22 protein-coding genes are annotated in these 23,586 nt (G+C 71.6%); 13 read left to right on the top strand and 9 right to left on the bottom strand.

Annotation, left to right across the window (positions count from 1 at the left end; genetic code table 11):
- Positions 1–200: 200 nt before the first annotated feature.
- The 5 genes from RIN75_RS03905 to ssd all read right to left on the bottom strand — a co-directional run bounded on the left by RIN75_RS03905 (position 201) and on the right by ssd (position 3,963).
- Entirely contained in the window at positions 201–383 is a 183-nt protein-coding gene (locus RIN75_RS03905; RefSeq protein ID WP_309110331.1) for a DUF4244 domain-containing protein, read from the bottom strand.
- A complete protein-coding gene (locus tag RIN75_RS03900; protein WP_309110330.1) occupies positions 384–938 on the bottom strand; it encodes a type II secretion system F family protein in 555 nt (184 codons plus the stop codon).
- A complete protein-coding gene (locus tag RIN75_RS03895) occupies positions 935–1,615 on the bottom strand; it encodes a type II secretion system F family protein (protein ID WP_309110329.1) in 681 nt (226 codons plus the stop codon). Before RIN75_RS03895 ends, RIN75_RS03900 begins: the two co-directional genes overlap by 4 nt.
- A gap of 92 nt (positions 1,616–1,707) precedes the next feature.
- Positions 1,708–2,841: a TadA family conjugal transfer-associated ATPase gene (locus RIN75_RS03890; protein WP_309110328.1), complete on the bottom strand. Its 1,134-nt coding sequence runs from the start codon at positions 2,839–2,841 to the stop codon at positions 1,708–1,710.
- A gap of 27 nt (positions 2,842–2,868) precedes the next feature.
- A complete protein-coding gene (gene ssd, locus RIN75_RS03885; protein ID WP_309110327.1) occupies positions 2,869–3,963 on the bottom strand; it encodes a septum site-determining protein Ssd in 1,095 nt (364 codons plus the stop codon).
- A gap of 469 nt (positions 3,964–4,432) precedes the next feature.
- Here ssd and RIN75_RS03880 point away from each other — a divergent pair, with 469 nt between their 5' ends.
- From RIN75_RS03880 to murQ, 6 genes are all read left to right on the top strand, one after another.
- Positions 4,433–5,245, top strand: a complete 813-nt coding sequence (locus RIN75_RS03880) for an HAD-IB family hydrolase (RefSeq protein ID WP_309110326.1) — start codon at positions 4,433–4,435, stop codon at positions 5,243–5,245.
- A 559-nt stretch (positions 5,246–5,804) separates the two neighbouring features.
- A complete protein-coding gene (locus RIN75_RS03875; protein WP_375295900.1) occupies positions 5,805–7,517 on the top strand; it encodes a glycoside hydrolase family 3 protein in 1,713 nt (570 codons plus the stop codon).
- 5 nt (positions 7,518–7,522) lie between these two features.
- Positions 7,523–8,752, top strand: coding sequence for a DUF1343 domain-containing protein (locus RIN75_RS03870; protein WP_309110325.1), 1,230 nt, complete (start codon positions 7,523–7,525; stop codon positions 8,750–8,752).
- Between the two features lie 11 nt (positions 8,753–8,763).
- Positions 8,764–10,464, top strand: a complete 1,701-nt coding sequence (locus RIN75_RS03865; protein ID WP_309110324.1) for a serine hydrolase domain-containing protein — start codon at positions 8,764–8,766, stop codon at positions 10,462–10,464.
- A gap of 110 nt (positions 10,465–10,574) precedes the next feature.
- Positions 10,575–11,489 (top strand): MurR/RpiR family transcriptional regulator, encoded by a 915-nt coding sequence (locus RIN75_RS03860; RefSeq protein ID WP_309110323.1) that lies wholly within the window; start codon positions 10,575–10,577, stop codon positions 11,487–11,489.
- On the top strand, positions 11,486–12,409 hold the full coding sequence (gene murQ / locus RIN75_RS03855; RefSeq protein WP_309110322.1) for an N-acetylmuramic acid 6-phosphate etherase: 924 nt from the start codon (positions 11,486–11,488) through the stop codon (positions 12,407–12,409). The genes RIN75_RS03860 and murQ overlap by 4 nt, the downstream gene beginning before the upstream one ends.
- Before the next feature lie 244 nt (positions 12,410–12,653).
- Here the strand turns inward: murQ and RIN75_RS03850 are convergent, their stop codons facing one another.
- The gene (locus tag RIN75_RS03850; RefSeq protein ID WP_309110321.1) at positions 12,654–13,100 is read right to left on the bottom strand and encodes an Lrp/AsnC family transcriptional regulator; all 447 of its coding nucleotides are present in this window, start codon (positions 13,098–13,100) and stop codon (positions 12,654–12,656) included.
- Positions 13,101–13,207: 107 nt separating this feature from the next.
- Here RIN75_RS03850 and RIN75_RS03845 point away from each other — a divergent pair, with 107 nt between their 5' ends.
- Both RIN75_RS03845 and kynU read left to right on the top strand, forming a co-directional pair.
- Positions 13,208–14,023 (top strand): tryptophan 2,3-dioxygenase family protein, encoded by an 816-nt coding sequence (locus RIN75_RS03845; protein ID WP_309110320.1) that lies wholly within the window; start codon positions 13,208–13,210, stop codon positions 14,021–14,023.
- Positions 14,020–15,144, top strand: a complete 1,125-nt coding sequence (gene kynU / locus RIN75_RS03840) for a kynureninase (protein ID WP_309110319.1) — start codon at positions 14,020–14,022, stop codon at positions 15,142–15,144. Before RIN75_RS03845 ends, kynU begins: the two co-directional genes overlap by 4 nt.
- Here the strand turns inward: kynU and RIN75_RS03835 are convergent.
- Positions 15,141–15,866, bottom strand: a complete 726-nt coding sequence (locus RIN75_RS03835; protein ID WP_309110318.1) for an oxidoreductase — start codon at positions 15,864–15,866, stop codon at positions 15,141–15,143. The genes kynU and RIN75_RS03835 overlap by 4 nt on opposite strands.
- 92 nt (positions 15,867–15,958) lie before the next feature.
- Here RIN75_RS03835 and RIN75_RS03830 point away from each other — a divergent pair, with 92 nt between their 5' ends.
- From RIN75_RS03830 to RIN75_RS03810, 5 genes are all read left to right on the top strand, one after another.
- A complete protein-coding gene (locus tag RIN75_RS03830) occupies positions 15,959–16,528 on the top strand; it encodes a GNAT family protein (RefSeq protein WP_309110317.1) in 570 nt (189 codons plus the stop codon).
- 199 nt (positions 16,529–16,727) lie between these two features.
- A complete protein-coding gene (gene acs / locus RIN75_RS03825; RefSeq protein WP_309110316.1) occupies positions 16,728–18,713 on the top strand; it encodes an acetate--CoA ligase in 1,986 nt (661 codons plus the stop codon).
- A 262-nt stretch (positions 18,714–18,975) separates the two neighbouring features.
- The gene (gene nhaA / locus RIN75_RS03820) at positions 18,976–20,172 is read left to right on the top strand and encodes a Na+/H+ antiporter NhaA (RefSeq protein WP_309110315.1); all 1,197 of its coding nucleotides are present in this window, start codon (positions 18,976–18,978) and stop codon (positions 20,170–20,172) included.
- Positions 20,173–20,213: 41 nt separating this feature from the next.
- Entirely contained in the window at positions 20,214–20,699 is a 486-nt protein-coding gene (locus tag RIN75_RS03815; RefSeq protein WP_309110314.1) for a phage holin family protein, read from the top strand.
- Between the two features lie 8 nt (positions 20,700–20,707).
- Positions 20,708–21,640 carry an alpha/beta hydrolase gene (locus RIN75_RS03810; protein WP_309110313.1) on the top strand — a complete coding sequence of 311 codons (933 nt, stop codon included), beginning with the start codon at positions 20,708–20,710 and terminating at the stop codon, positions 21,638–21,640.
- Here RIN75_RS03810 and RIN75_RS03805 read toward each other — a convergent pair.
- Complete coding sequence (locus RIN75_RS03805) at positions 21,609–22,355, bottom strand: methyltransferase domain-containing protein (protein ID WP_309110312.1); 747 nt, start codon at positions 22,353–22,355, stop codon at positions 21,609–21,611. The two genes, RIN75_RS03810 and RIN75_RS03805, sit on opposite strands and share 32 nt — an antisense overlap.
- Positions 22,356–22,392: 37 nt before the next feature.
- Positions 22,393–23,580 carry a MarP family serine protease gene (locus RIN75_RS03800; RefSeq protein ID WP_309110311.1) on the bottom strand — a complete coding sequence of 396 codons (1,188 nt, stop codon included), beginning with the start codon at positions 23,578–23,580 and terminating at the stop codon, positions 22,393–22,395.
- Between the last annotated feature and the right edge of the window lie 6 nt (positions 23,581–23,586).

The raw sequence follows: 23,586 nt of genomic DNA, 5'->3' as shown, positions 1-23,586 counted from the left end.
ACCGCCGCCCGGCGGCGCCACTCGCGTCACACCGCCGCCCGGCGGCGCCACTCGCGTCACACCGCCGCCCGGCGGCGCCACTCGCGTCACACCGCCGCCCGGCGGCGCCACTCGCGTCACACCGCCGCCCGGCGGCGCCACTCGCGTCACACCGCCGCCCGGCAGATCCCGCGTGACCTCCCCGCGCCGCTCGCCGGACGTCACGTTCCCGCCGTGAAGGCCTTTTGCAGCAATCCCTGCAACAGCGCCATCACCCAGTCGCCTTTGAGCAGCACCAGCAGCACCGTCGCCAGCCCGGCAGCGGCAAGCGTGCCGATCGCGTACTCCGCGGTGGTCATCCCCTTGTCGTTCAACACCTTCACCCCTTCGTCCACTGTGGACACTCACCAACTCGAAGTCACCTGTCCCGCCAACCCGATGACCACGGGCACGACACCCAGGCACAGGAACGCGGGCAGGAAGCACAGCGCCAACGGCCCGGCCACCAGCACCGCCGCCCGCTGCGCCCGGGCCTCCGCACGGTCGGCGGCACGGGCCCGGAGGTCCGCCGCCAGGTCGGCCACGGCACCGGCCAACGCCGCACCCGACCTGGCACTGCGCCGAGCAGCCCGGGCCAGGGGCGCGGTGTCGGGGTGCGCCAGTGCCGGTGCCCACGCCGTCACCGGGTCGGCGCCAAGACGCAGCAGGTCGCCGACCCTGCGCAGGTGTCCGGCGGGTTCGGGCGGCACACCGGGCAGCACCGCCTCGACGGCCGTCGCCACCGGAAGCCCCGACCGCAGGGCCGCCGCCAAGAGGTCCCAGGCGGTCGGCAGGGCGAACGGGTCGGGCGGCGGGCGCGTCGGTGCCCGAGCCTTCCTGGTCGCAGGTCTCAGCCGAACGATCGGGCTCGGCCGCCCGGGGTGCAGCAACAGGGCCACGGCCAGCAGCAGGAACGTCATGCCGTCACCTGCCTGGTGAGGTGGCTGCTCCAGCACAACCCGGCGCAGACCAGTGCCACACCGACCACCAGCAGCACCTGCCCGACGCCGGTCCCGGCCAGCACACCCAGCGGGTGCGAACCGGTCAGTTCGCCCAGCAGGACCCCGAGCACCGGCAACCCCGCCAACACCGCCGCGCTCGCGCGAGGACCGGCCATCCGGGCGTGCACGTGCCGCACGAACCCGGCCCGCCGCCGGAGGTCGTCGCGCACCGCCTCCAGGACGTCGGCCAACGGCACCCCGTGGTCGCCGGACAACCGCCACGCCCGCGCGGGCTGCCGCCCTTCGGTGTGCGCCAAGGCTTTCTCGACGTCACCCCCGCGTTCAGCGGTGGCCGCGACGGTCGCGAACACCTCCGCCGCAGGTGGATCGGCGTCCTCGGCCGCACCCAACGCCGCCCGCGCCGGGTCGGTCCCCGACCGCAGCTCGGCCACGAACGCCGCCAGCCCCTCGGCGATCGCCTGCTTGGACTCCCGTTCCGCACGCTCCTTCCGCCTATCGATGTGCAAGCGCCACAACGTCAACGCCAACAACGCCCCGGCGACGACACCACCGATGCCGAGCAGCAACCCGACCAGCGCCCCCACCGCCACGACCACCGGCCCCCTCGACAGCCACCGCCGAACCTCTCCCCGCACCGGAGAACGGCCGTTCGCACGCAGAGCCGCGAGCCGGCGTCGCGCTGTGGTCGGTGGTGCCGCCAGGAGTGCCAGAGCTATCAAGAAGAAGGTCATCGCCGGGCCACCAATCCCCTCAGCCCGACACCCGCCGGCTGCCAGCCCTCGCCCAACCGCCAGGCGGGCCGCACCTCCAGCACGTCGTGCCTGCGCTCGAACACCCCGATCTCGGCCAACCGCCGCGCGCCGTCGGCGTCCCGCCGCATGTGCAGGACGACCTTCACCGCCGCCGCCACCTGGCTGTGCGCGGCCCGCCGGTCGAGCCCGCCCAACGCCGCCAACGCCTCCAGCCGCGCGGGCACCTCGGCGGGCGAGTTCGCGTGCAGGGTCCCCGCACCGCCGTCGTGGCCGGTGTTGAAGGCGGTGAGCAGGTCCACCACCTCGGAGCCCCGGACCTCGCCCACGACGATCCGGTCCGGCCGCATCCGCAGCGCCTGCCGGACCAGGTCGCGCACGGTGACCCGCCCCGCACCCTCGACGTTCGCGCCGCGCGCCAGCAGCCGCACGAACTGCGGGTGGTCCGGCTCGAGTTCGCCGGCGTCCTCCACGCAGACGATCCGCTGGTCGTGCGGCACGCACCCGAGCAGCGCCGCGAGCAGGGTCGTCTTGCCCGACCCGGTCCCGCCGACCACCAGGAACGCCAGCCGCGCCCGCACCACCGCCCGCAGCACCTCGGCCGTGGCCGCGTCGAACGTCCCGCGTCCGCACAACGCCGCCAGGTCGTGGCTCGCCGGCCGCAGCACCCGCAACGACAGGCACGTCGACGGCGCGATCGGCGGCAGTACCGCGTGCAACCGCACCGCACCCGGCAGCCAGCCGTCGACGTACGGCACGGCATCGTCCAACCGCCGCCCGGCCGCCACGGCCAACCGCTGCGCCAGCCGCCGCACCGCGGTCTCGTCGGGGAACACCACGTCCGTGCGCCGCAGCCCGCCGTCCCCGTCGACCCACACCTGGTCCGGCCCGGTGACCAGCACGTCGGTGGTCCCGGGGTCCCGCAGCAACGGCTCCAGCACCCCGGCCCCGACGAACTCGCGCCGCAACACCGTCAACGCCCGCTGGACGTCCTCGTCGCTGACGACGCCCCCGGCCTCACCGCGCACGGCGGCGGCCACGGACGCCGACGACAACTCGGCCCGCCCGTCGGCCAACCGCTGCCGGACGCGCTCCACGAGGTCGCTCATCACCCACCTCCGACCGGTGGACGGCAGTGATCAGACATGGTGTGGCTCCCGGATGTGCTTGTCCGGCAACGAAGTCGCCTCGAGCGCCGCGAGGACCGCGCGCGCCGCCTTCGCCAGCGGCCCGCGTGTCCGCAGCGGGAAACGCCCGTGGTCCAGGGCTGTGGGCAGGCGCGGCTCGGGGCGCATGGTCGTGAGCAGCGGGATGCCCACCGCCTCCGCCACCTCCGCCGGTCGGATCCCGCCCGGCGCGGGTGTGCGCACCACGGAGTGGAGGCGCACCCCGCGTTCGGCCACCCGATCGGCCACGCGTCTGGCCGCCGCGCACGCCCGCACCTCCGCCGGCACGACCAGAACCGCCAGGTCGGCGCGGTCGAGCGCGGCGCACGCCGCCGGTGGGAGTTGCCGCGGCACGTCGCACACCACGGTCTCCCCCGCCCGCCGCCCCGCCTCGACCACGGCGGCCACGGCCTGCGGCGCCGGATCGGGGCCGCCGCGGGAGCACGACAGGAAGGACAACGCGCCGCCGGCCCGGTTGAGCCCGGGCAGGGCTGTGCGCAGCGCGGACGCGGGCACCCGGCCACCGCTCAGCTCGACATCCGGCCAGCGCACGCCCGATGCCGACTCGGCGCCCAGCGCCAGGTCGAGCCCACCGCCCAACGGGTCGCAGTCCACCAACAGCGCGCGACCACCACGCAGCAGCACCGCCTGCCCCACGGCTGTGGCCAGCACCGATGCGCCCGCCCCACCACAACCGCCGAGCACCGCCAGCACCCGGCCGCCCTCGTGCGGCGACTCCAGCCGGTCGGCCAGCGCGGTCCGCAACCCGTCCGGCGCGGCGGACACGTCGATCACCCGCTCCACGCCCAACTCCACCGCGCACGGCCAGGCAGCGGGGTCGGGAGGCCCGGTCGACACCAGCAAAACCCCTGGTCGCCGGGGCAACGCCGCGGACACGCACGCTCTCGCGCCCTCCGCGTCCACGACGACGGCGGGCGCGGCGTGCCAGTGCCCGCGCAGCGCGGACACGTCGACCACCCGCTCCACCTCGCACCCCGCCACGGCGGCGGCTTGCAGCACCTCGTCCAGCAGGTCGGTCCCGGCCACCAGGGCCACCACTCGGCTCACAGCTCCTCCTCGGTCAGGCACGCGGGTCCGTGCGAGACCCACGCTCCCGACCGGTGAGCAAGGCCACAACGCCGGTTGTTCAATCTGTGGACAACTCGGGGCCTGTGGACAACTCGGAGCCGCACGATTGCGGGTTCGGCAGCGGGCGCACGACGGCCCGGGAGAAGCTGGGGAGGACGCCCGGAAGTGGGCGGAGGTACACCTGGAACGATCTTGAAACCGGCCCCGGACATGGGACGACCCCCGCCAGGGGGGAGGGACGGGGGTCGTCGATGGTTCAGTCCCGGGGGGTCGGACTGAACCCGTCCGGTCGCGCCGGACCCGTCTACTGTATCCCCACGGGACAGGGTCATGCGTGTCTTCCGTTAGAGGGACACGAGAAATTCGGTAGACCGCACCACGCCAAGTTCGTACAACTGCGAATGACGCCTGCCGACCGACCCGTCGAACCCGCCCTTAAGCTGGTGCCGTGACCGAGCACGCCACCGAAGGCAGCAGAGTCGCCGCGTTCTTCGACCTGGACAAGACGGTCATCGCCAAGTCGAGCACGCTGGCGTTCAGCCGGCCCTTCTTCCAAGAGGGCCTCATCAACCGGCGTGCGGTGCTGAAGAGCGCCTACGCGCAGTTCGTGTTCATGCTGGCCGGCGCCGACGCCGACCAGATGGACCGGATGCGCTCGCACATCACCGCGCTGTGCGCGGGCTGGGACGTCGAGCAGGTTCGCTCGATCGTGGACGAGACGCTGCACGACATCGTCGACCCGCTGGTCTACAAGGAAGCCACGCAGCTCATCAGCGACCACAAGACCGAGGGTCACGACGTGGTCGTCGTGTCCGCGTCCGGTGAGGAACTGGTGGCGCCCATCTCCACGATGGTCGGCGCGACGCACAGCGTGGGCACGCGGATGGTCGTGACGGACGGTCGCTATTCCGGCGACGTCGACTTCTACTGCGCGGGCGAGAACAAGGCGGTCGCCGCCAAGCAGCTCGCCGAGGAGCACGACTACGACCTGACCCGCTGCTACGCGTACTCGGACTCGATCACCGACCTGCCGCTGCTGGAGGCCGTCGGGCACCCCACGGTGGTCAACCCGGACCGCGCGCTGCGCAAGGTCGCCGCCCAGCGCGGCTGGCCGGTCCTGACCTTCTCCGACCCGGTGTCGCTGCGCGCCCGCATCCCGCGGCCCTCGGGCACGGCGGTCGCGGTGACCGCGATCGGGTTGGGCGCGGCGACGGCCGCGGGCGTGGCCTGGTACGGGCTGCGCCGGCGCCGCCGGAGCTGATTCACCCCCGGGTGCCCCGGACAGCGGTACCGACCATGGTGTCCGCTTCGAAAACGGTGTCAGACAAGAAGATCCGCTACTTTCGGTGGCTTGACCGGTGCACCCCATCGAGCCCTTGATGTGGCGGCGCAACCGGATTACAAAGGAGGTGCGGACCCCGGGTCGGCCAGGGACGGAGCGGAAGAGAAGCACCGTTCACCCCGACAGGGCTCCGTGCGCGGACTTCGAGCACCCACGCGCAGCACGCCGCGGGAGGCTTGTCGTCTAGGGCCTGCGTACCGGGACGCCGGACGCCGAGGCCAGGGTTGTACGACACGAGTTGCACGCTTGGTAACTCGAAAGCCCGCGCCGCCGGCCGTGGCCTCTCCTCCGGGAGGGGCCACGGCCTGTTTCTGCGCCAGGAACACCCGAAGGAGTGAGTCGCCGGACGCCGGTTTTTGTCGGTGCCCCTCCGCATGATGGCCACGCAGCGCAACCCGTTGACCCGCCCCTGTGACGTGAGTAACTTTCCGCATGCGTCCACCTGTTGGTGGAAAGATTGCCAAGTGGGGAGGCCACCGTGCTCCGACCGCTCGCGCTCGCCGCCGCAGCTGTGGCGGCGGCGTCCCTCGTCGTGCCGCCCGCGACCGCCGACCCGGTCCAGGCGCAGTCCGTCGGCGCGCTCCTGCGCGGAATGACCCTGGAGCAGAAGGTGGGGCAGCTGTTCGTCACCCACCTCAACGGCCAGGCGCCGGACGAGGCGCACCCCAACAACAAGAAGGACTTCGGCGTCGACACCCCGGCCGAGGTGGTCGCGAAGTACCAGCCCGGCGGCGTCATCTACTTCAACAACTCCAGCCGGGACAACATCGACACACCGCGCCAGATCGCCCGCCTCTCCAACGGCCTCCAGCGCGCCAGCCGCATCCCGCTGGCCATCGCCACCGACCAGGAGATGGGCATCGTCACCCGCATCGGCGCGCCGGCCACCCAGTTCCCCGGCAACATGGCCCTCGGCGCCGGCCGCAGCGCCGCGGACGCAGAACGTGCCGCCGCCATCACCGCGCGCGAGCTGCGCGCGATGGGCGTCAACCAGAACTTCGCGCCCGACGCGGACGTCAACTCCAACCCGGCCAACCCGGTGATCGGCGTCCGCTCCTACTCCGGCGACCCGGCGCTGGCCGCCGAGCTGACCGCCGCCCAGGTCCGCGGCTACCAGCAGCGCTTCCTGTCCAAGCACGGCGTGGCGGCCACCGCCAAGCACTTCCCCGGCCACGGCGACACCGACGAGGACAGCCACACCACGCTGCCCAAGGTCGACCGCACCGTCGAGCAGTGGCGGCAGTTGGACGCGCCACCGTTCAAGGCCGCGGTGGCGGCGGGCATCGACTCGATCATGACCGCGCACATCAAGGTGCCCAAGATCGACCCGTCCGGCGAGCCGGCCACGCTGTCCAAGCCCGCGCTGGACCTGCTGCGCCACGAGCTGGGCTACGACGGCGTGATCATCACCGACTCGCTCCAGATGGCGGGCGTGCGGCAGCTGCACTCCGACGCGGAGATCCCGGTGCTGGCGCTGAAGGCGGGCGTCGACCAGCTGCTCATGCCGATGAACCTGGGCGTCGCCGTGGAGAGCGTCCTCGCCGCCGTGCGCAGCGGTGAGCTGACCGAGGAGCGCATCGACCAGAGCGTGCTGCGGATCCTGCGGATGAAGTTCCTGCGCGGCATGCTGACCGGCCCGCTCGTCGACGAGGACAAGGTCGACTCGGCGATCGGCACACCGGAGCACCTGGCCACCGCGCAGGCGATCACCGACCGCACCGTCACCGCGGTGCGCAACCGCGACCTGCCGCTGGCCGCCAAGCCGACGTACGCGCTGGTCACGGGCTGGGGCGAGACCACCACGCGCACACTCGCGGGCCTGCTCGGCGGTACCGCCCTGCCCACCGGCAGCGCGCCCACCGAGGCCCAGATCGCCGCCGCCGTACAGGCCGCGGGCAGCGCCGACCTCGTGGTGGTGCTGACGAACGCCCTGTCCCGGCAGCCCGCGCAGCAGGCGTTGCTGACCAGGTTGCTGGCCACCGGCAAGACCGTGGTGGCGGTGGCCGTGCAGAACCCGTACGACGTGGCCCACACCGCCGCGCCGAACTGGCTGGCCACATACTCCTACAGCGCGGTGTCGATGGCCGCGCTGGCCCGCGTGATCACGGGTGAGGTGCGGCCGGCGGGAACCCTTCCGGTGGCCGTGCCGGGCCCGACCCCGTACCCGTTCGGCCACGGATTGAGCTGGTGAGGGCGATGCGACGCAGACAACTCCTGATCGGGGGCGCGCTGGCGGTCCCGGTGCTGGCCACCACCTCCGCGCCGGCGCAGGCCGACCGGAAGCTCACCACCGGCGCCGAACTGGCGGCGGAGGACGGGTGGCGGGTCCTCGCGGGCCGGAAGGTCGGCGTGGTCACCAACCCGACCGGCGTCCTCCGGGACCAGACGCACATCGTGGACTCGATGGTCGCCGCCGGGCACACACCGGCCGCGGCGTTCGGCCCGGAGCACGGGTTCCGCGGCACCGCGCAGGCCGGCGGGTCGGAGGGCGACTTCCTGGACCCGCGCACGAACGTGCCGGTGTACGACGCCTACGGGGCGAACGCCACCAAGTTGGCCGGGATGTTCGCCAAGGCCGGTGTCGACACGGTGGTGTTCGACATCGCCGACGTGGGCGCGCGCTTCTACACCTACATCTGGACCATGTACACGGCGATGCAGGCCGCCAAGGCGACCGGCGCGGAATTCCTGGTGCTGGACCGGCCGAACCCGGTCGGCGGGTGGGCGCGCGGGCCGCAGCTCGACCCGGCGTACGCGACGGGGGTGGGCAGGAAGCCGATCGTGCAGCAGCACGGGATGACGGTCGGTGAGCTGGCCGCGCTGTTCAACGGGGAGTTCCTGCCGGCCGAGGGCGGATCGGTCTCGCTGCGGACGGTGTGGGCGAAGGGGTGGCGGCGGGACTTGCTGGACACCGGGCTGCCGTGGGTGCCGCCGAGCCCGAACATGCCGACGCGCGACACCGCGCTGGTCTACCCCGGCACTTGCCTGTTCGAGGGGACGGTGCTGTCCGAAGGGCGCGGCACCACTCGCCCGTTCGAGACGGTGGGCGCACCCGGCATCGACTGGCGGTGGGCGGAGGACCTCAACGCGCTCGGCATGCCGGGGGTGCGGTTCCGGGAGGCGCACTTCACGCCCACGTTCAACAAGTTCGTCGGGAAGGCGTGCGGCGGGGTGGCGCTGCACGTGACATCGCCGCGGGAGTTCGACGCGATCCGGGCGGCGGTGGCCATGATCGTGACCGCGCGGGCCCGCTACCCGCAGGTGTTCGCGTGGCGGCCGGACTTCTGGATCGACAAGCTCACCGGCTCGGACCGCCTGCGCCGCATGGTCGACGCGGGCGCCGGCACCGACGAGGTGATCGGCGCGTGGTCCGACGAGCTGGCCGCCTTCATCCGCCTCCGCCGTCAGTACCTCCACTACCGGTGAGGGGACCTGCGATGCGCACCCTGCTGACCGCACTGCTCGCGACGACCCTCGCCGTCGCGTCCGTGGCGACCGCCCACGCCGCGCCGTACGACGACACCGCCGCGCCGGGCGACGGCACGGTCGAGGCGCAAGGACTGCCCGGCCGGTTCGACCTGCCTCGCCACGGGTGGGCGCACGACGTGCTCCGATCGGGTACACCGGAGGTCGTGGGACTCGACCCGGCGGCCATCGGCACCGCGCTGGACCAGGTGCGGCGGTACACCGAGCCGGACGCGAGCGGGCACCCGCTGTTCTCCGGCGCGGTGACCCTGCTGGTGCACGACGGGGTGGTGGCCACGCACGAGACCGCCGGGTGGGCGGTCCGGTACGCCGACGCGGCGGGCAAGGAGCTGCCCGAGGCGCAACGGGTGCCGATGGCGCGGAACACGATCTTCGACCTCGCCTCGATCTCGAAGCTGTTCACCTCGATCGTGGTCATGCAGCTCCACGAGCGGGGCGCGTTCGAGCTGGACGCCCCGGTCGCCCGCTACCTGCCCGAGTTCGGGGTCAACGGCAAGGACGTCATCACGGTCCGCCAACTCCTCACCCACACCTCGGGTCTGGAGCCGTGGCTGCCGCTGTGGTCGCGGTACCCGGACATCCCGTCGCGCATCAAAGCCGTGATGGACGTGGCGCCGAAGAACAAACCCGGCACCGTCTACACGTACTCCGACCTGAATCTGATCACGCTGGGCGTGCTCAGCGAACGGCTGAGCGGCAAGAAGCTCGACGTCCTGGTCGCGGAGGGCATCTCCGGTCCGCTCGACCTCGACGACACCGGCTACAACCCGCCGGCCGCGAAGCTCGACCGGATCGCCGCCACCGAGTTCCAGACCGGGCGCGGGCTGGTCCGGGGTGTCGTGCACGACGAGAACGCGTGGTCGCTCGGCGGTGTCGCGGGGCACGCGGGCGTGTTCTCCACCGCGCACGACCTGGCGACACTGGGCCAGGCGATCCTCAACGGCGGCCGGTACGGCCACGCGCGCATCCTCCAGCCGGACACCGTCCGCCTGATGCTCACCGACTTCAACCAGGGCTTCCCCGGCAACGCGCACGGCCTGGGCTTCGAGCTGGACCAGCGCTGGTACATGGGTGCGCTGACCTCGCCGAGGACCGCCGGCCACACCGGGTTCACCGGCACCAGCCTGGTGCTGGACCCGCTGTCGAACTCGATCGCGATCCTGCTGACCAACCGGGTCCACCCCACCCGGACCTGGGGCTCGATCAACCCGGCCCGCCGGGTCGTCGCCAACGGCCTCGCCCAGGCGCTGGCCGTCCCACCGCGGCGCGGCCCGACGAGTTGGACGCCCACCACACCCGGCGGCACGTTGACCACACCGGACCTCCGAACATCCGGCGGCCGGCACACCGTGTCGTTCAGTGCCTTTGTCGACTTGGATCCCACGGACAAGGTGGTCGTGGAGTCCAGTGACGATGGCACGACGTGGAGCGACCTGAAGACGCTCACGGGGTACGGCGAGCGCCGCTGGCAGCGCGTGGAACTCGAGACCACACCGGCCAAGTTGTACCGGTGGCGGTTCGTGCGCGGTGCCGGCTACGGCGGGCGCGGAGCGTACGTCGACGCCGTCCGGATCGTCGACGACCGCGGGGTGCTGGTGGACGGCGAACGCGACGGGCTGCGCGCGGAAGGGTGGCGTTCGGCCAACCGATAGTGGGCTTTCGGCGCAACCGCGACGTCCACCAGGTGGCATTGCGTCACGGTTGGGGTGACGGTCGCACACCCTCCGTTGATTTTCCGTTGGACGGTTAGTAAGTTTCCCACGTGTCCACCGAAAGCACCGACGCCAGTCCTCTCGTCCGGATCCGGTCCCTGCTCCCCGGCCTCGCCCGCGCGGAGCAGCGGGTGGCGAAGGTCGTGCTGGACAACCCGGCGACCGTCGCCCACCGCAGCATCACCGAGGTCGCCGAGGCGGCGGGCACCAGCGAGACGACCGTGACCCGCTTCTGCAAGGCCATCGGTGTCGGCGGCTACCCGGAACTGCGCATCGCGCTGGCCGCCGACACCGCCCGCACGGCCGCCCGCACGGATCGGGACCTCGGCGGCGACATCGGCCCCGGCGACGACCTGCGCCAGGTCGTCGGCAAGGTCGCGTTCGCCGACGCCCGCGCGGTCGAGGAGACCGCGGAGCAGCTCAACGTCGAGACCCTCCAGGCGGTCGTCGAGGCGGTCGCGGGCGCGGGCCGGGTGGACGTCTACGGGTTCGGGGCCAGCGCGTTCGTCGCGTTCGACCTCCAGCAGAAGCTGCACCGCATCGGCCGCACCTGCTTCGCGTGGAACGACACCCACATCGCGCTCACCTCGGCCGCCGTGCTCAACGCCGGCGACGTCGCGGTCGGCATCTCGCACACCGGGTCCACCGCGGAGACCGTCGAGGCGCTGCGGGTCGCCAAGGAGCACGGCGCGACCACGGTGGCGCTGACGAACTTCCCGCGCTCGCCGATCAGCGAGGTCGCCGACCACGTCCTGACCACCGCCGCCCGCGAGACCACGTTCCGCTCGGGTGCGATGGCGAGCCGGATCGCGCAACTGACCGTCATCGACTGCCTGTTCATCGGCGTCGCCCAGAAGCACGTCGAGACCGCCAAGACGGCGTTGGAGGCGACCTACGACGCGGTGTCGGGGCACCGCCTGGGCGCCCGGCCGGACGGCAGGCGGCGCCGGGAGACCGGTAAATGACCCCGCCCCGGCAGGGGGTCGCGGTCCGGGTCGAGTCGCCGACGGAGACCCGCAACCCGCGGACGCTGGACATCGACCGGCTGTCCACGCTCGACGTGCTGCGACTGATCAACGCCGAGGACCACCGGGTGCCGGACGCGGTCGAGGCCGTGCTGCCGGAGTTGGCCCAGGCCGCCGACCTCGCGGTGAACGCCCTGCGCACCGGCCACCGCGTGCACTACGTGGGCGCGGGCACGTCCGGCCGGCTGGCGACGCTGGACGCGGCCGAGATCGTGCCGACGTTCAACGCGCCGCCGGACTGGTTCGTCGCCCACCACGCCGGCGGGCCGGAAGCGCTGGTCAAGGCCGTGGAGGACGTCGAGGACGAGGCCGCCGGCGGCGCCGCGCAGATCCGGCGGCACGCGGTGGCCGGTGACGTGGTGCTGGGCGTGACCGCCTCCGGCCGGACGCCGTTCGTGGTGGCCGCGCTCAACGAGGCCCGGACGCTGGGCGCGCGCACGGTGCTGGTGTCCAACAACCCGAGCGCGCCGCGGGTGGACGTCGACGTGCTGATCACCGTGGACACGGGTCCGGAGGCGATCGCCGGGTCGACCCGGATGAAGGCGGGGACGTCGCAGAAGCTGGTGCTCACGTCGTTCTCGACGGCGGTGATGGTGCGGTTGGGGCGGACGTACTCGAACCTGATGGTGTCGATGCGGGCCACCAACGCGAAGCTGCGCGGGCGGACGGTCCGGATCCTGCGCGAGGCGACCGGGCTGGCGGAGACCGAGTGCACGACGGCGCTGGCCGACGCGGGCGGCGACCTGAAGGTGGCGCTCGTGCACCTGCTGTCCGGCGTGCCGATCGCCCAGGCGGCGGAGGCGCTGGAAAAGGCGCAAGGCTACGTCCGCCAAGCCCTGACCTTGCTCACCGCTCGCTAGACCGCACGCCTTCCGGACCCGGCATCGCTCAGCCCATCGCCTGGGATCTTTGGCGCGTGCATTTGCGTCTCTGACCTGCGGTTTCGCGATGACTGCCGCGCTGGGGCGCGGCCTCCGGCCCCCGCTTCCATTGTCCCACGGACCACCGACAAGATCGACTTCGAAGGCTCGGGCGGTGATCGGGGCGGAGGGTCAGGCGGTGATTCCGGGTGTGAGGGTCAGGCGGTGATCGAGTGCGGGTGGGTCAGGCGGTGATGGGGCGCCAGGGGATTGGGGTTGAGAGGACCATTGCGGAGGAGGTTTCGCCGTAGCCGGAGAGGCGGACCAGTAGGCGTTCCAGGTCGGTGATCGACGTGGTCGCGACCTTGACCACCGAGCAGATGTCGCCCGTCAAGCGCACCACCTCCACCACCTCGGGGCAGTCGTCCAGCAGTTCCGGGTGCACCGTGATGCAGCGTGGGCCGTAGCACTTCATGCGGACCAGGGCCACGACCGTCTTTCCGACCGCGATGGGATCAACGGTCGCGCGGTAGCCGGTGATGACGCCGGCGTTCTCCAGGCGGCGGACGCGTTGGGCCACAGTCGGGGGTGACACGTGCACGCGGCGGGCCAGTTCGTTGTACGACAGCCTGGCGTCCTCCTGGAGCGCTTCCAGCAGGGCCCAATCCACGCGATCCAACTCGGTGCTCACGAACGTAAACCTAAACCGCCCAAGCGTTCACAACCACAAGAGAATGACCCGAAACACCAGGTCAACGCCCATTCAGATCACCCGTCCGCGCGACCATCATGAAGCACATGGACTGCCCGGTCGCACCCAAACTGGACTTCGGCGGCACAACGCCCTACGAGGACTACGTGCACGCCTCCGTGCTGCACTCGCTGCAACAGCAGTGGTCCAAGGACCCGCGCGAGATGTCGTTCCTGGTGATCACCCAGGTCATGGAGCTGTACTTCGGCCTCCTCTGCTTCGAGTGGCGGCAGGCGCAGAAGGAGCTGCGGGCCGACGACCTGCGGGCGGCTGTGCGCACGTTGCACCGCAGCGACCTGCACATGCAGGCGCTCAACGCCGCGTGGCGGCCGATCGCGCGGATGACCCCCGGTGAGTTCAACGCCTTCCGCGACGCGCTCGGCGAAGGCTCCGGCTTCCAGTCCGGCCGCTACCGCGAGGTGGAGTTCCTGCTCGGCGAGAAGTCCCGGTCGATGCTCGTCCCGCACCGCGCGGTGCCCGCCCAGCACGACGCGCTCGAAGCCCTGCTCGCCGAACCGAGCCTGTACGACGACGTCCTCGCCGCCCTGCACCGCCAGGGCCTGGACATCCCCGCCGAAGTGCTCGGCCGCGACTTCAGCGAGCCCTACCAGCCCAACGCCCAGGTCGAGCAGGTGTGGGCCGAGGTCTACCGGTCCGGGTCGCGGGACCTGTTGGAGCTGGGCGAGGCGTTGACCGACATCGCCGAGGAGTTCGCCCGCTGGCGCTACGACCACCTGCTCGCCACCCGCCGCTCGATGGGCTCGAAGGTCGGCACCGGCGGCTCGGCGGGGGTTGCGTGGCTGGAGAAGCGCACGCAACGCTCGATCTTCCCGGAACTGTGGACCGCGAGGAGCTACGTGTGAACCGAGACCCGTTGGCGCATGTGCGCGACCTGTTCGACCTGGACGACGACGTCGTCTACCTCGACGGCAACTCGCTCGGCGCACCACCGAAGAACGTCGCCGAACGCGTTCAGGAGGTCGTCAAGCACCAGTGGGGTTCGCGGCTCATCCGGAGCTGGTCGGAAGGCTGGTGGGAGACGCCCGAACGGGTCGGCAACCGGGTCGGGCGACTGGTCGGCGCGTCGGCCGGGCAGGTCGTCGTGTGCGACTCGACCAGCGTGAACCTGTTCAAGGCGCTGATGGCGGCGGTCCGCAGCACCGACCGGTCCGAGATCGTCGTGGACGCGGGCACGTTCCCCACGGACGGCTACATCGCGCAGTCCGTGGCGGAGCTGACCGGTCTGGCCCTGCGCCCCGCCGACCCGGACCGGCTGGACCTGCGCGACACCACGGCGGTCGTGCTGCTCAACCACGTCGACTACCGGACCGGCAGGCTGTACGACATGGCCGCGTTGACCGAGCAGGCGCACGCGGTGGGCGCGAAGGTCGTGTGGGACCTCTGCCACAGCGCCGGCGTGCTGCCGATCGAGCTGGACGCGCTGGGCGTGGACCTCGCCGTGGGCTGCACGTACAAGTTCCTCAACGGCGGCCCCGGCTCGCCCGCGTTCATCTACGTGCCGACCAAGGCGCAGCCCGGTTTCCACCAGCCGCTGACCGGGTGGACGGGCCACCAGGTGCCGTTCGCGATGCAGCCCGACTACATCCCGGACCCCGGCGTGTCCCGGGCCCGCGTGGGGACCCCGGACATCCTGTCGATGCTGGCCCTCGACGCGGCGCTGGACGTGTGGGACCACGTCGACCTGCAGGACGTCCGGGCCAAGGGTCTGGCACTGACCGCGCACTTCATGGACCTGGTCCGGGACTTGCCCGGCATCGAGGTCCTGACGCCGACCGACGAGTGGCGCGGCCAGCAGGTCTCCCTGCGCCACCCGAAGGCGGGCGCGCTGATGGACGCGCTGATCGAGCGCAACGTCATCGGCGACTTCCGCGCGCCGGACGTGCTCCGGTTCGGCTTCGCCCCGCTCTACAACACGTTCGAGGAGGCGGAGCGCGCCGCCTCCACCCTGAAGGAACTGCTCTAGGACGCTGCGGCGTCCGCGATGCTGCGCGCCTCGCGGGCGCCCGCTTCCAAAGCGGAGCACCAGAACGTGATCCACTTCGCCACACCCTCGGGCTCGCCGGTCGAGAAACCGTGCAGGGCCGCCGAGTACTCGGTTTGGCGGCGCACGCAGTAGACCTCGGGCACGCCCAAGGACTTGGGGTCCAAGCCCGTGGCGATCGAGGTCAGGCGTGAGGCCGCGCGTGCGACCACGCCGTTGGCCGTCGGGAACGGGGCCAGCGACATCAGCTCGCCGTGCACCACGGCCACCACGAGCGGGCCGGGCACGGAGGTTCCGCCCGTCACCAGCGACGCCAGCAGGTCCAAGCGCTCCGAGATGCCGGGAGCCACGCGAGGCCGACCAAGCTCCGCGCCCAGGTCCGCACCGGCCAGGACGTGCAGCTTCGCCAGCGCCTGCAACGGCGCGCGCTGCCACGTCGGCAGGATCGTCCCCAGCGACTCGGCCACCCGCAACGCGCCCGCCAGCACGGGGTCCGTCACCGACCCGTCGGACGGGATCTCGGTGGGACCGCCGTCCAGCGCGGCCGAGGCGCGGGCGGCGCGGACGGAGGCCTCGGCGGCGGTGGTGGCCCAACCGCGCAGGTTCACCCGGTGCCGGTGCACCTGGAAGACGGCTTCGCGGGCGGTCTGGACGGCCTCGGGCACGCCGGGCAGGTCCAGCAGCGGGGCGAGCGGATCGGTCACGCCGGAGAACACTACCCGCCGGTAAGTGGCTATCTGAAAACGCTGAGAATTGGCCATGTAACATAGCCACTGGACCGCTTAAGGTCCGGAGCATGACCTGGTACGACCGTCCCACGCTGACCGGCGAGCACGTCCGCCTCGAACCCCTGGGTCTGCACCACGCCGAAGGCCTGCTGGAAGCCGGCAAGGACCCGGAGATCTGGCGCTGGCTCAGCGTCCGCCAACCGCGAAGCGTCCAAGAGGCCCGGGAGATGGTCGCCGCCGCGATCAACGACCCGACCCGGCGCGCGTGGGCGCAGATCGACCCCAAGACCGAGGAGGTCGCGGGCACCACCTCGTACTACGAGATCGACCCCAAGCACCGCGGCCTCTACATCGGCTACACGTGGATCGGCACCCGCTGGCAGCGCACCGCCCTCAACCGCAACGCCAAGCTCCTGCTCCTGACCAGGGCGTTCGAGGACCTGGGCGCACACCGCGTCGGCTGGCACACCGACGCCCGCAACGAGCGGTCGCAGCGGGCCATCGAACGGCTCGGCGCGACGCGCGAGGGCCTGCTGCGAGTGCACCGGATCCGTCCGGACGGCACCCTGCGCGACACCGTCGTCTACTCGATGACCGCCGCCGAGTGGCCGGCCGCGAAGGCGCGCCTGAGCGCGTGACGCGGGTCACGGCTTGTGCCGTTGGTCGCAATTGATGTGTCGTTCAGCGGATCCACCGTGGTCAGCGGGCCGGACGCGGGTTACACAGTTGCCAACACGTTTCGAACCCGTCGAAATTGGTCTGAACCTTTTGGGTGCGCAGTGAGCTGAATCGCACTACCTTCAGTGCGCACCCCTCGGATTCAGGAGGTCCGCCCACATGACCCAGCCGCAAGCCCAGGGACCGGCCCTGGACAACCTGCTCACCGAGAACCGGACGTTCCCGCCCAGCCCGGAGTTCGCCGCGCAGGCGAACGCCACCGCCGCGCTGTACGAGGAGGCGAAGGCCGACCGCGAGGCGTTCTGGGCGAAGCAGGCGGAGCGGCTGAGCTGGGACACCAAGTGGACGCAGGTCCTGGACTGGTCGAACGCCCCGTTCGCCAAGTGGTTCGTGGGCGGCAAGCTCAACGTCGCCTACAACTGCGTCGACCGGCACGTCGAGTCCGGCCACGGCGACCAGGTCGCCATCCACTGGGAGGGCGAGCCCGGCGACAGCCGCGCCATCACCTACGCCGAACTCCAGCGCGAGGTGTCCAAGGCGGCCAACGCGCTGACCGAGCTGGGTGTCGGCGCCGAGGACCGGGTCGCCATCTACATGCCGATGGTCCCGGAGGCGATCTTCTCCATGCTGGCCTGCGCCCGCCTGGGCGCGCTGCACAGCGTGGTGTTCGGTGGCTTCTCCGCCGAGGCGCTGCGCACCCGCATCGAGGACTCGCAGGCCAAGCTGGTGATCACCACCGACGGCCAGTACCGCCGCGGCAACCCGGCCGCGCTCAAGCCCGCCGTGGACGAGGCCGTGGCCAACGCGGCGAGCGTCGAGCACGTCCTGGTGGTCAAGCGGACCAACACCGACGTCGAGTGGACCGAGGGCCGCGACGTCTGGTGGCACGACCTGGTCGAGAAGCAGTCCGACCAGCACACGCCGGAGGCGTTCGACTCCGAGCACCCGCTGTTCATCCTGTACACGTCGGGCACCACGGGCCGCCCCAAGGGCATCCTGCACACGTCCGGCGGTTACCTGACGCAGGCGTCCTACACGCACTACAACGTGTTCGACCTCAAGCCGGACACCGACGTCTACTGGTGCACCGCCGACATCGGCTGGGTCACCGGCCACAGCTACATCGTCTACGGCCCGCTGTCCAACCGCGTCACGCAGGTCGTCTACGAGGGCACGCCGAACACCCCGCACGAGGGCCGGCACTGGGAGATCGTGCAGAAGTACGGCGTCTCCATCTACTACACCGCGCCCACGCTGATCCGCACGTTCATGAAGTGGGGCGCGGACATCCCGGCCAAGTACGACCTGTCGTCGCTGCGCGTGCTGGGCAGCGTCGGCGAGCCGATCAACCCCGAGGCGTGGATCTGGTACCGGGAGAACGTCGGCGCGGGCCGGACCCCGATCGTGGACACCTGGTGGCAGACCGAGACCGGCGCGATCATGATCTCGCCGCTGCCCGGCGCGACCTCCACCAAGCCCGGTTCGGCGCAGCGCCCGCTGCCCGGCATCGGCGCGAAGGTCGTCGACGACCAGGGCAACGAGGTGCCCCACGGCGGTGGCGGCTACCTGGTGCTGGACGAGCCGTGGCCGTCGATGCTGCGCGGCATCTGGGGCGACGAGGAGCGCTACCGCGAGACCTACTGGTCGCGCTTCGGCGAGCAAGGCTTCTACTTCGCCGGCGACGGGGCGAAGTACGACAACGACGGCGACATCTGGCTGCTGGGCCGGGTGGACGACGTGATGAACGTGTCCGGGCACCGGATCTCCACCACCGAGGTCGAGTCCGCGCTGGTCTCGCACCCGACCGTGGCGGAGGCGGCGGTCGTCGGCGCGACCGACCCGACCACCGGCCAGGGCATCGTCGCGTTCGTCATCCTGCGCGGCGGGGTGGCCGACGAGGCGTCCGGCGCGGAGGCGATCAAGGCGCTGCGCGAGCACGTGGCCAAGGAGATCGGCCCGATCGCGAAGCCGCGGCAGATCATGGTCGTGCCGGAACTGCCGAAGACCCGCTCCGGCAAGATCATGCGCCGGCTGCTGCGCGACGTGGCGGAGAACCGGGCGATCGGCGACGTCACCACGCTGGCCGACTCGTCGGTGATGGACCTCATCTCCAGCGGCCTGAAGTCGGGCGCTTCGGAGGACTGACCCGCGAGGCCGCCGTCGGCTTGTCGCGTCGCCTTTCCGACGATCACGCCTTTCGATCGTCGGAAACGCGGCGCGACAAGCCGACCCTCAGGGCGGCCTCGCCGCCGCGACGAAGTCGCGGCCATCCAACACAGCTCCTGCCGCGGCGGGGGCCCTTCCGTTCGTTGGCGTTACCCACGTTCGTGTTAAGGTTTCGCACTGGTGAGCCGGGAAGTCTGGTCGGCACGAGTATGTCCATTGAGCCGATCGCCCGGAGTTCCCGATGAACCGCAAGCGCCAAGTCGTCACCGAGTTCGCGCGCTTCCTGCGCACCGAGACCGTCGGCGGCATGATCCTGCTCGCCGCGACCGCCGTCGCGCTGCTGTGGGCCAACTCCCCGTTCAGCGGGGCGTACGAGGCGTTGCGGGACCTCCACATCGGACCGGAGTCGCTGCACCTGAGCCTGAGCCTCGGCGACTGGGCGAAGGACGGGCTGCTCGCGATCTTCTTCTTCGTCGCCGGGCTGGAACTCAAGCGCGAACTGGTGATCGGCGAGCTGAACAACGTCAAGGCCGCGGTCCTGCCCGTCGTGGCGGCGGTCGGTGGCATGGTGGTGCCCGCGGTGATCGCGCTCGCGGTCGGGTGGGGTGAGCCGGGCATCGAGCGGGCTTGGGCCATCCCGGTGGCGACGGACATCGCGTTCGCGCTGGGGGTGCTGGCGATCACCGCGTCCGGGCTGCCGAGCAGCCTTCGGCTGTTCCTGCTGAGCCTGGCCGTGGTGGACGACCTGGGCGCGATCATCCTCATCGCCGTGCTGTTCACCGCGACGTTCAACGTGGTGGCGGCGCTGGTGGCGGTCGCGCTGCTGGGGTTGTACGCGTTCCTCCAGCACAAGCGGGTCACCTCGCCGTTCCTGTACGTGCCGCTCGCGATCGGGACGTGGGTCGCGGTGCACGAGGCGGGCGTGCACGCGACCATCGCCGGTGTGGCGCTGGCCCTGCTGACCCGCGTGCGCAAGGACCACTACGAGCACGAGGCGCCCGCGCTGCGGCTGGAGCACCGGTTGCAGCCGTGGTCGGCCGGGGTGGCGGTGCCGGTGTTCGCGCTGTTCGCGGCGGGGGTGCCGGTGAACGGGGAGGCGTTGGGCGCGCTGTTCTCGGACAAGTTGGCGCTCGGTGTGATGCTCGGGCTGGTGGTGGGCAAGCTGGTCGGGATCGTCGGGGCGTCCGCTTTGGCCGTGGTGTTCAAGGCGGCGGTCTGGCCCAACGGTGCAGGGTGGCGGGACATCACCGCGGTGGCGATGCTCGGCGGTGTCGGGTTCACCGTCAGCCTGTTGATCTCCGATCTGGCGCTCGACGGTGCAGCGGCCGAACAGGCGAAAGCCGCGGTGCTGTTGGCTTCCATGGCGGCTTCTCTCCTCGCGGCGCTTTTGTTGATCCGGCGCAGTCGGGTGCACCAGCAGTTGGACGAAGAGGTGTAGATCGGCCGGTCGGGCGGCCGGCTCCTGGCGTGCATGGCACGATGAGCTTCGTGACCAGCGCTCGGGAGAACACCAACGGCAGCGGGCTGCCACCTGTTCCGTCGATCCCGTTGACCGCGGAGAGCGCGGCGAAGATCGCGGAGGAAACGTCCATCGGCGGGTTGGTCCGCGACGCCACCGCGCACCTGTCCACGCTGGTCAGGGCCGAGGTGGAGCTGGCCAAGTCGGAGATCGCCGGCGAGGTGAAGAAGGGCCTCAAGGGCAGCGTCTTCTTCGTCCTGGCGCTCACCGTGCTGGCGTTCGCCATGTTCTTCCTGTTCATGGCGCTGGGCTTCGGCCTGAACGACCTGTTCGGGCTGGGGCTGGGCTGGTCGTTCCTGATCACGTTCGGCGTCATGTTCCTCACCGCGGTCGCGTTCGGGTTCCTGGGGTACCGCAAGGTGCGCAAGCTCAAGGTGCCGAAGCGGACCATCGCGTCGGCCAAGGACACCGTCGCGGCCCTCCGCAACCGCGGCGACGGGTCCTGAGCCGGGCCGTGCGGTTGCCGCCGGACCCGTCCACCGCCCGGGTCGCCGGACCCTGGGCCCACCGGGACGTGTCCGCCAACGGCATCCGCCTGCACGTGGCCGAACTGGGCGACGGTCCGCTCGTCCTGCTGCTGCACGGGTTCCCGGAGTTCTGGTGGACCTGGCGGCACCAGCTCGTGGCCCTGGCCGAGGCCGGGTACCGGGCGGTCGCGGTGGACCTGCGCGGCTACGGCGACTCGGACAAACCGCCGCGCGGCTACGACGGGTTCACCCTCGCCGGCGACGTCGCGGGCCTGGTGAAGGCGCTCGGCGCGTCCCGGGCGCACCTGATCGGGCACGCGTGGGGCGGGATGCTCGCGTGGACGGTCGCGGCGATGCACCAGCGGCTGGTCGACTCGGTCACCACGATCGCCGCACCGCACCCGCTGGCGCTGCGCCACGCGATCCGCCGGTACCCGCGCGGGCAGGGCCGGGCCAGCGGGCACGTGTTCCGGTTCCAACTGCCGGTGTACCCGGAGCGGTGGCTCACCGCCGACGGCGGCGCGGCGGTCGCCCGGCTGCTGACCGCGTGGTCCGGTCCGAAGTGGACGGTGTCGCCGGAGTTCGACGAGGTGGTGCGGCGCAACCGGGAAGCGGCGCTGGTGCCCGGTGTCGCGCACTCCGCGATGGAGTACTACCGGTGGGCGGTGCGCTCCCAGTTGCGCGGCGACGGGCGGCGGTTCGCCGAGGCGGTCGACCGGCGGCTGGACGTGCCGGTGTTGCAGGTGCACGGCGCGCTGGACCCGGTGATGCTGGAGTCCACGGCGGTCGACTCGGGCCGCTGGGTCGGCGCGGGCTCGCAGTTCCGCAGCCTGCCCGAGGTCGGCCACTTCCCGCACCAGGAGGCGCCGAACACCACCAACGGGCTGATCAGCGGGTTCCTGGCCGCAGTACAGCCGTGAACAGCATGAAGGTCGCCAAGAACCGCCCGACTGCCAGGTCGTGCAACCAGCTCGCGGCCTCGTCGGCGTCGAGCTGACCGGCGCGCACGGCCCGTTCGGCGTTGCGGCTCAGGCCCAGGATGTCGTCGGCGTCGGCAAAGTCGCGGAGCACCGGGGTCGTGATCCGCAGGTCCACGGTGAACCCGGCGTCCTCGGCCAGTCGCACCACCCGCCGCCCCACGGTCGCGTTGGTGACCACGTGGTCGCACACGAACTCGCGGACCTTCCGGTTGGCGCGCACGTCACCGGGGTCGACGGTGATCGTGTCCCAGTCCGGCTGCGCGACCACGACCACACCGTCGTCCTTCACCACCCGCCGCAGCTCGGCGAACACGTTCTCCGGGTCGGGGACGTAGTGCAGCACCCGGTCCACCCGCGCCCGGTCGACCATCTTGTCGGCCACAGGCATCGTGCGCGCGTCCCCCAGGTGCACGGCGACGGCCGGGTACTCCTCGGTCCGGTGCCGGGCCTCGGCGACCATCAACGGGTCGGCGTCGATGCCGATCACCCACTCCGCACCGGTCGCGGCGAGGTCCAGCAGGTCCGTACCGGGGCCGCAGCCCACGTCCAGCACGGTGTGCCGCCGCCGCACGTCCAGTGCGTCCAGCAGCCTCAGCTTGTAGGCGCGGGCGTCGTCCAAGGCGGCTGCCCGGTCCATGTACCCGATGGCGTCCATGCGCCCAGGCAAGCACTCACATGTGGAGATCCTGTGCTCAAGAAGCGCAGGTTTGGGTGGAGGCTCGACGGACCATGGTCGGGGCCTTGGCGACCTCGTCCGCGACTTCCTGCGCGGTCAGGACGAACCCGGTCTCCTGGTCGTCCACCGCCGCGCCGAACACCACGCCGATCACCCGGCCCTGCGGGTCCACCAGCGGGCCGCCGGAGTTGCCGCTGCGGACCTTCGCCCGGATCGTGTAGACGTCCCGCGTCACCGTGGTGGCGTCGTAGATGTCCGGCCCGCGCAGCATCCTGATCCGCTCCCGCACCCGCGCCTCGGACGCCGTGTAGGGGCCGTCCAGCGGGTAGCCGAGCACTATCCCGTCCTCGCCCTGCTTGATCTCGTCGGTGCGGAACTGGAGCGGCGTGGCCTCCAGGTCCGGCACCGCCAGGATCGCGATGTCGGTCTGGGCGTCGTAGTGCACGACGGTCGCGTCGAACTGCCCGCGCCCGACCTCCACCGTCACCTCGGTGGTGCCCGCGACGACGTGGGCGTTGGTCATCACCCGCTCGGGCGAGATCACGAAGCCGGTGCCCTCCAGCGCCCGCGAGCACGAGGGCGCCCGACCGCGGACCTTCAACACCGACGGGCGCAGCCGTTGCACGACCGGGTTGGCCGCCAGGGCCGGGTCGGGCGGGCCGACGTCGGCCAGCGGGGTCCGGTCGAACGGGTTCATCGCGGCCGGGAAGCCGGACACGTCGAACAGGTTGCGCAGGTCCTCGGACAACGTCCGGGCCGCCTGCGGCATGGTGTCGTCGACCGTGGACAGGATCACCGACTGGTTGAGCGCCTTGGCCAGCGACGGCAGCCCGGCGACCATGGTCAGCGGCAGCGCGATCATCCACGCCACCACGAACACCACCGCGCCCTGCACGATCGCGCCCAGCGCGTTGTCCGCGCCCCGCAACGGGCTGGAGTTGACCCGGGACTTGAGCATCCGGCCCACGTACACGCCGAGCGTCTCGCCCAGCGCGACCAGCAGCACCACGATGCCGACCGCGAACACGACCTTGGTCACGACGTTCTCGAACTGGGCCACCACCAGCGGCGCGAGCTGGGTGCCCAGCACCAGGCCCACCAGGACGCCCACGAACGCGGGCAGCGCGACGACCATGCCCTGCCGCGCACCCGAGACCGCCGCGAAGGCGGCCAGCGCCAGCACCAGCAGGTCTACCCAGTTCACGCAGCC

The sequence above is a fragment of the Saccharothrix sp. genome (assembly GCF_031180885.1).
Classification (GTDB): Bacteria; Actinomycetota; Actinomycetes; order Mycobacteriales; family Pseudonocardiaceae; genus Actinosynnema.
The sequence above is the reverse complement of the archived record's forward strand: the minus strand, read 5'-3'. Positions and strand labels throughout refer to the sequence as shown.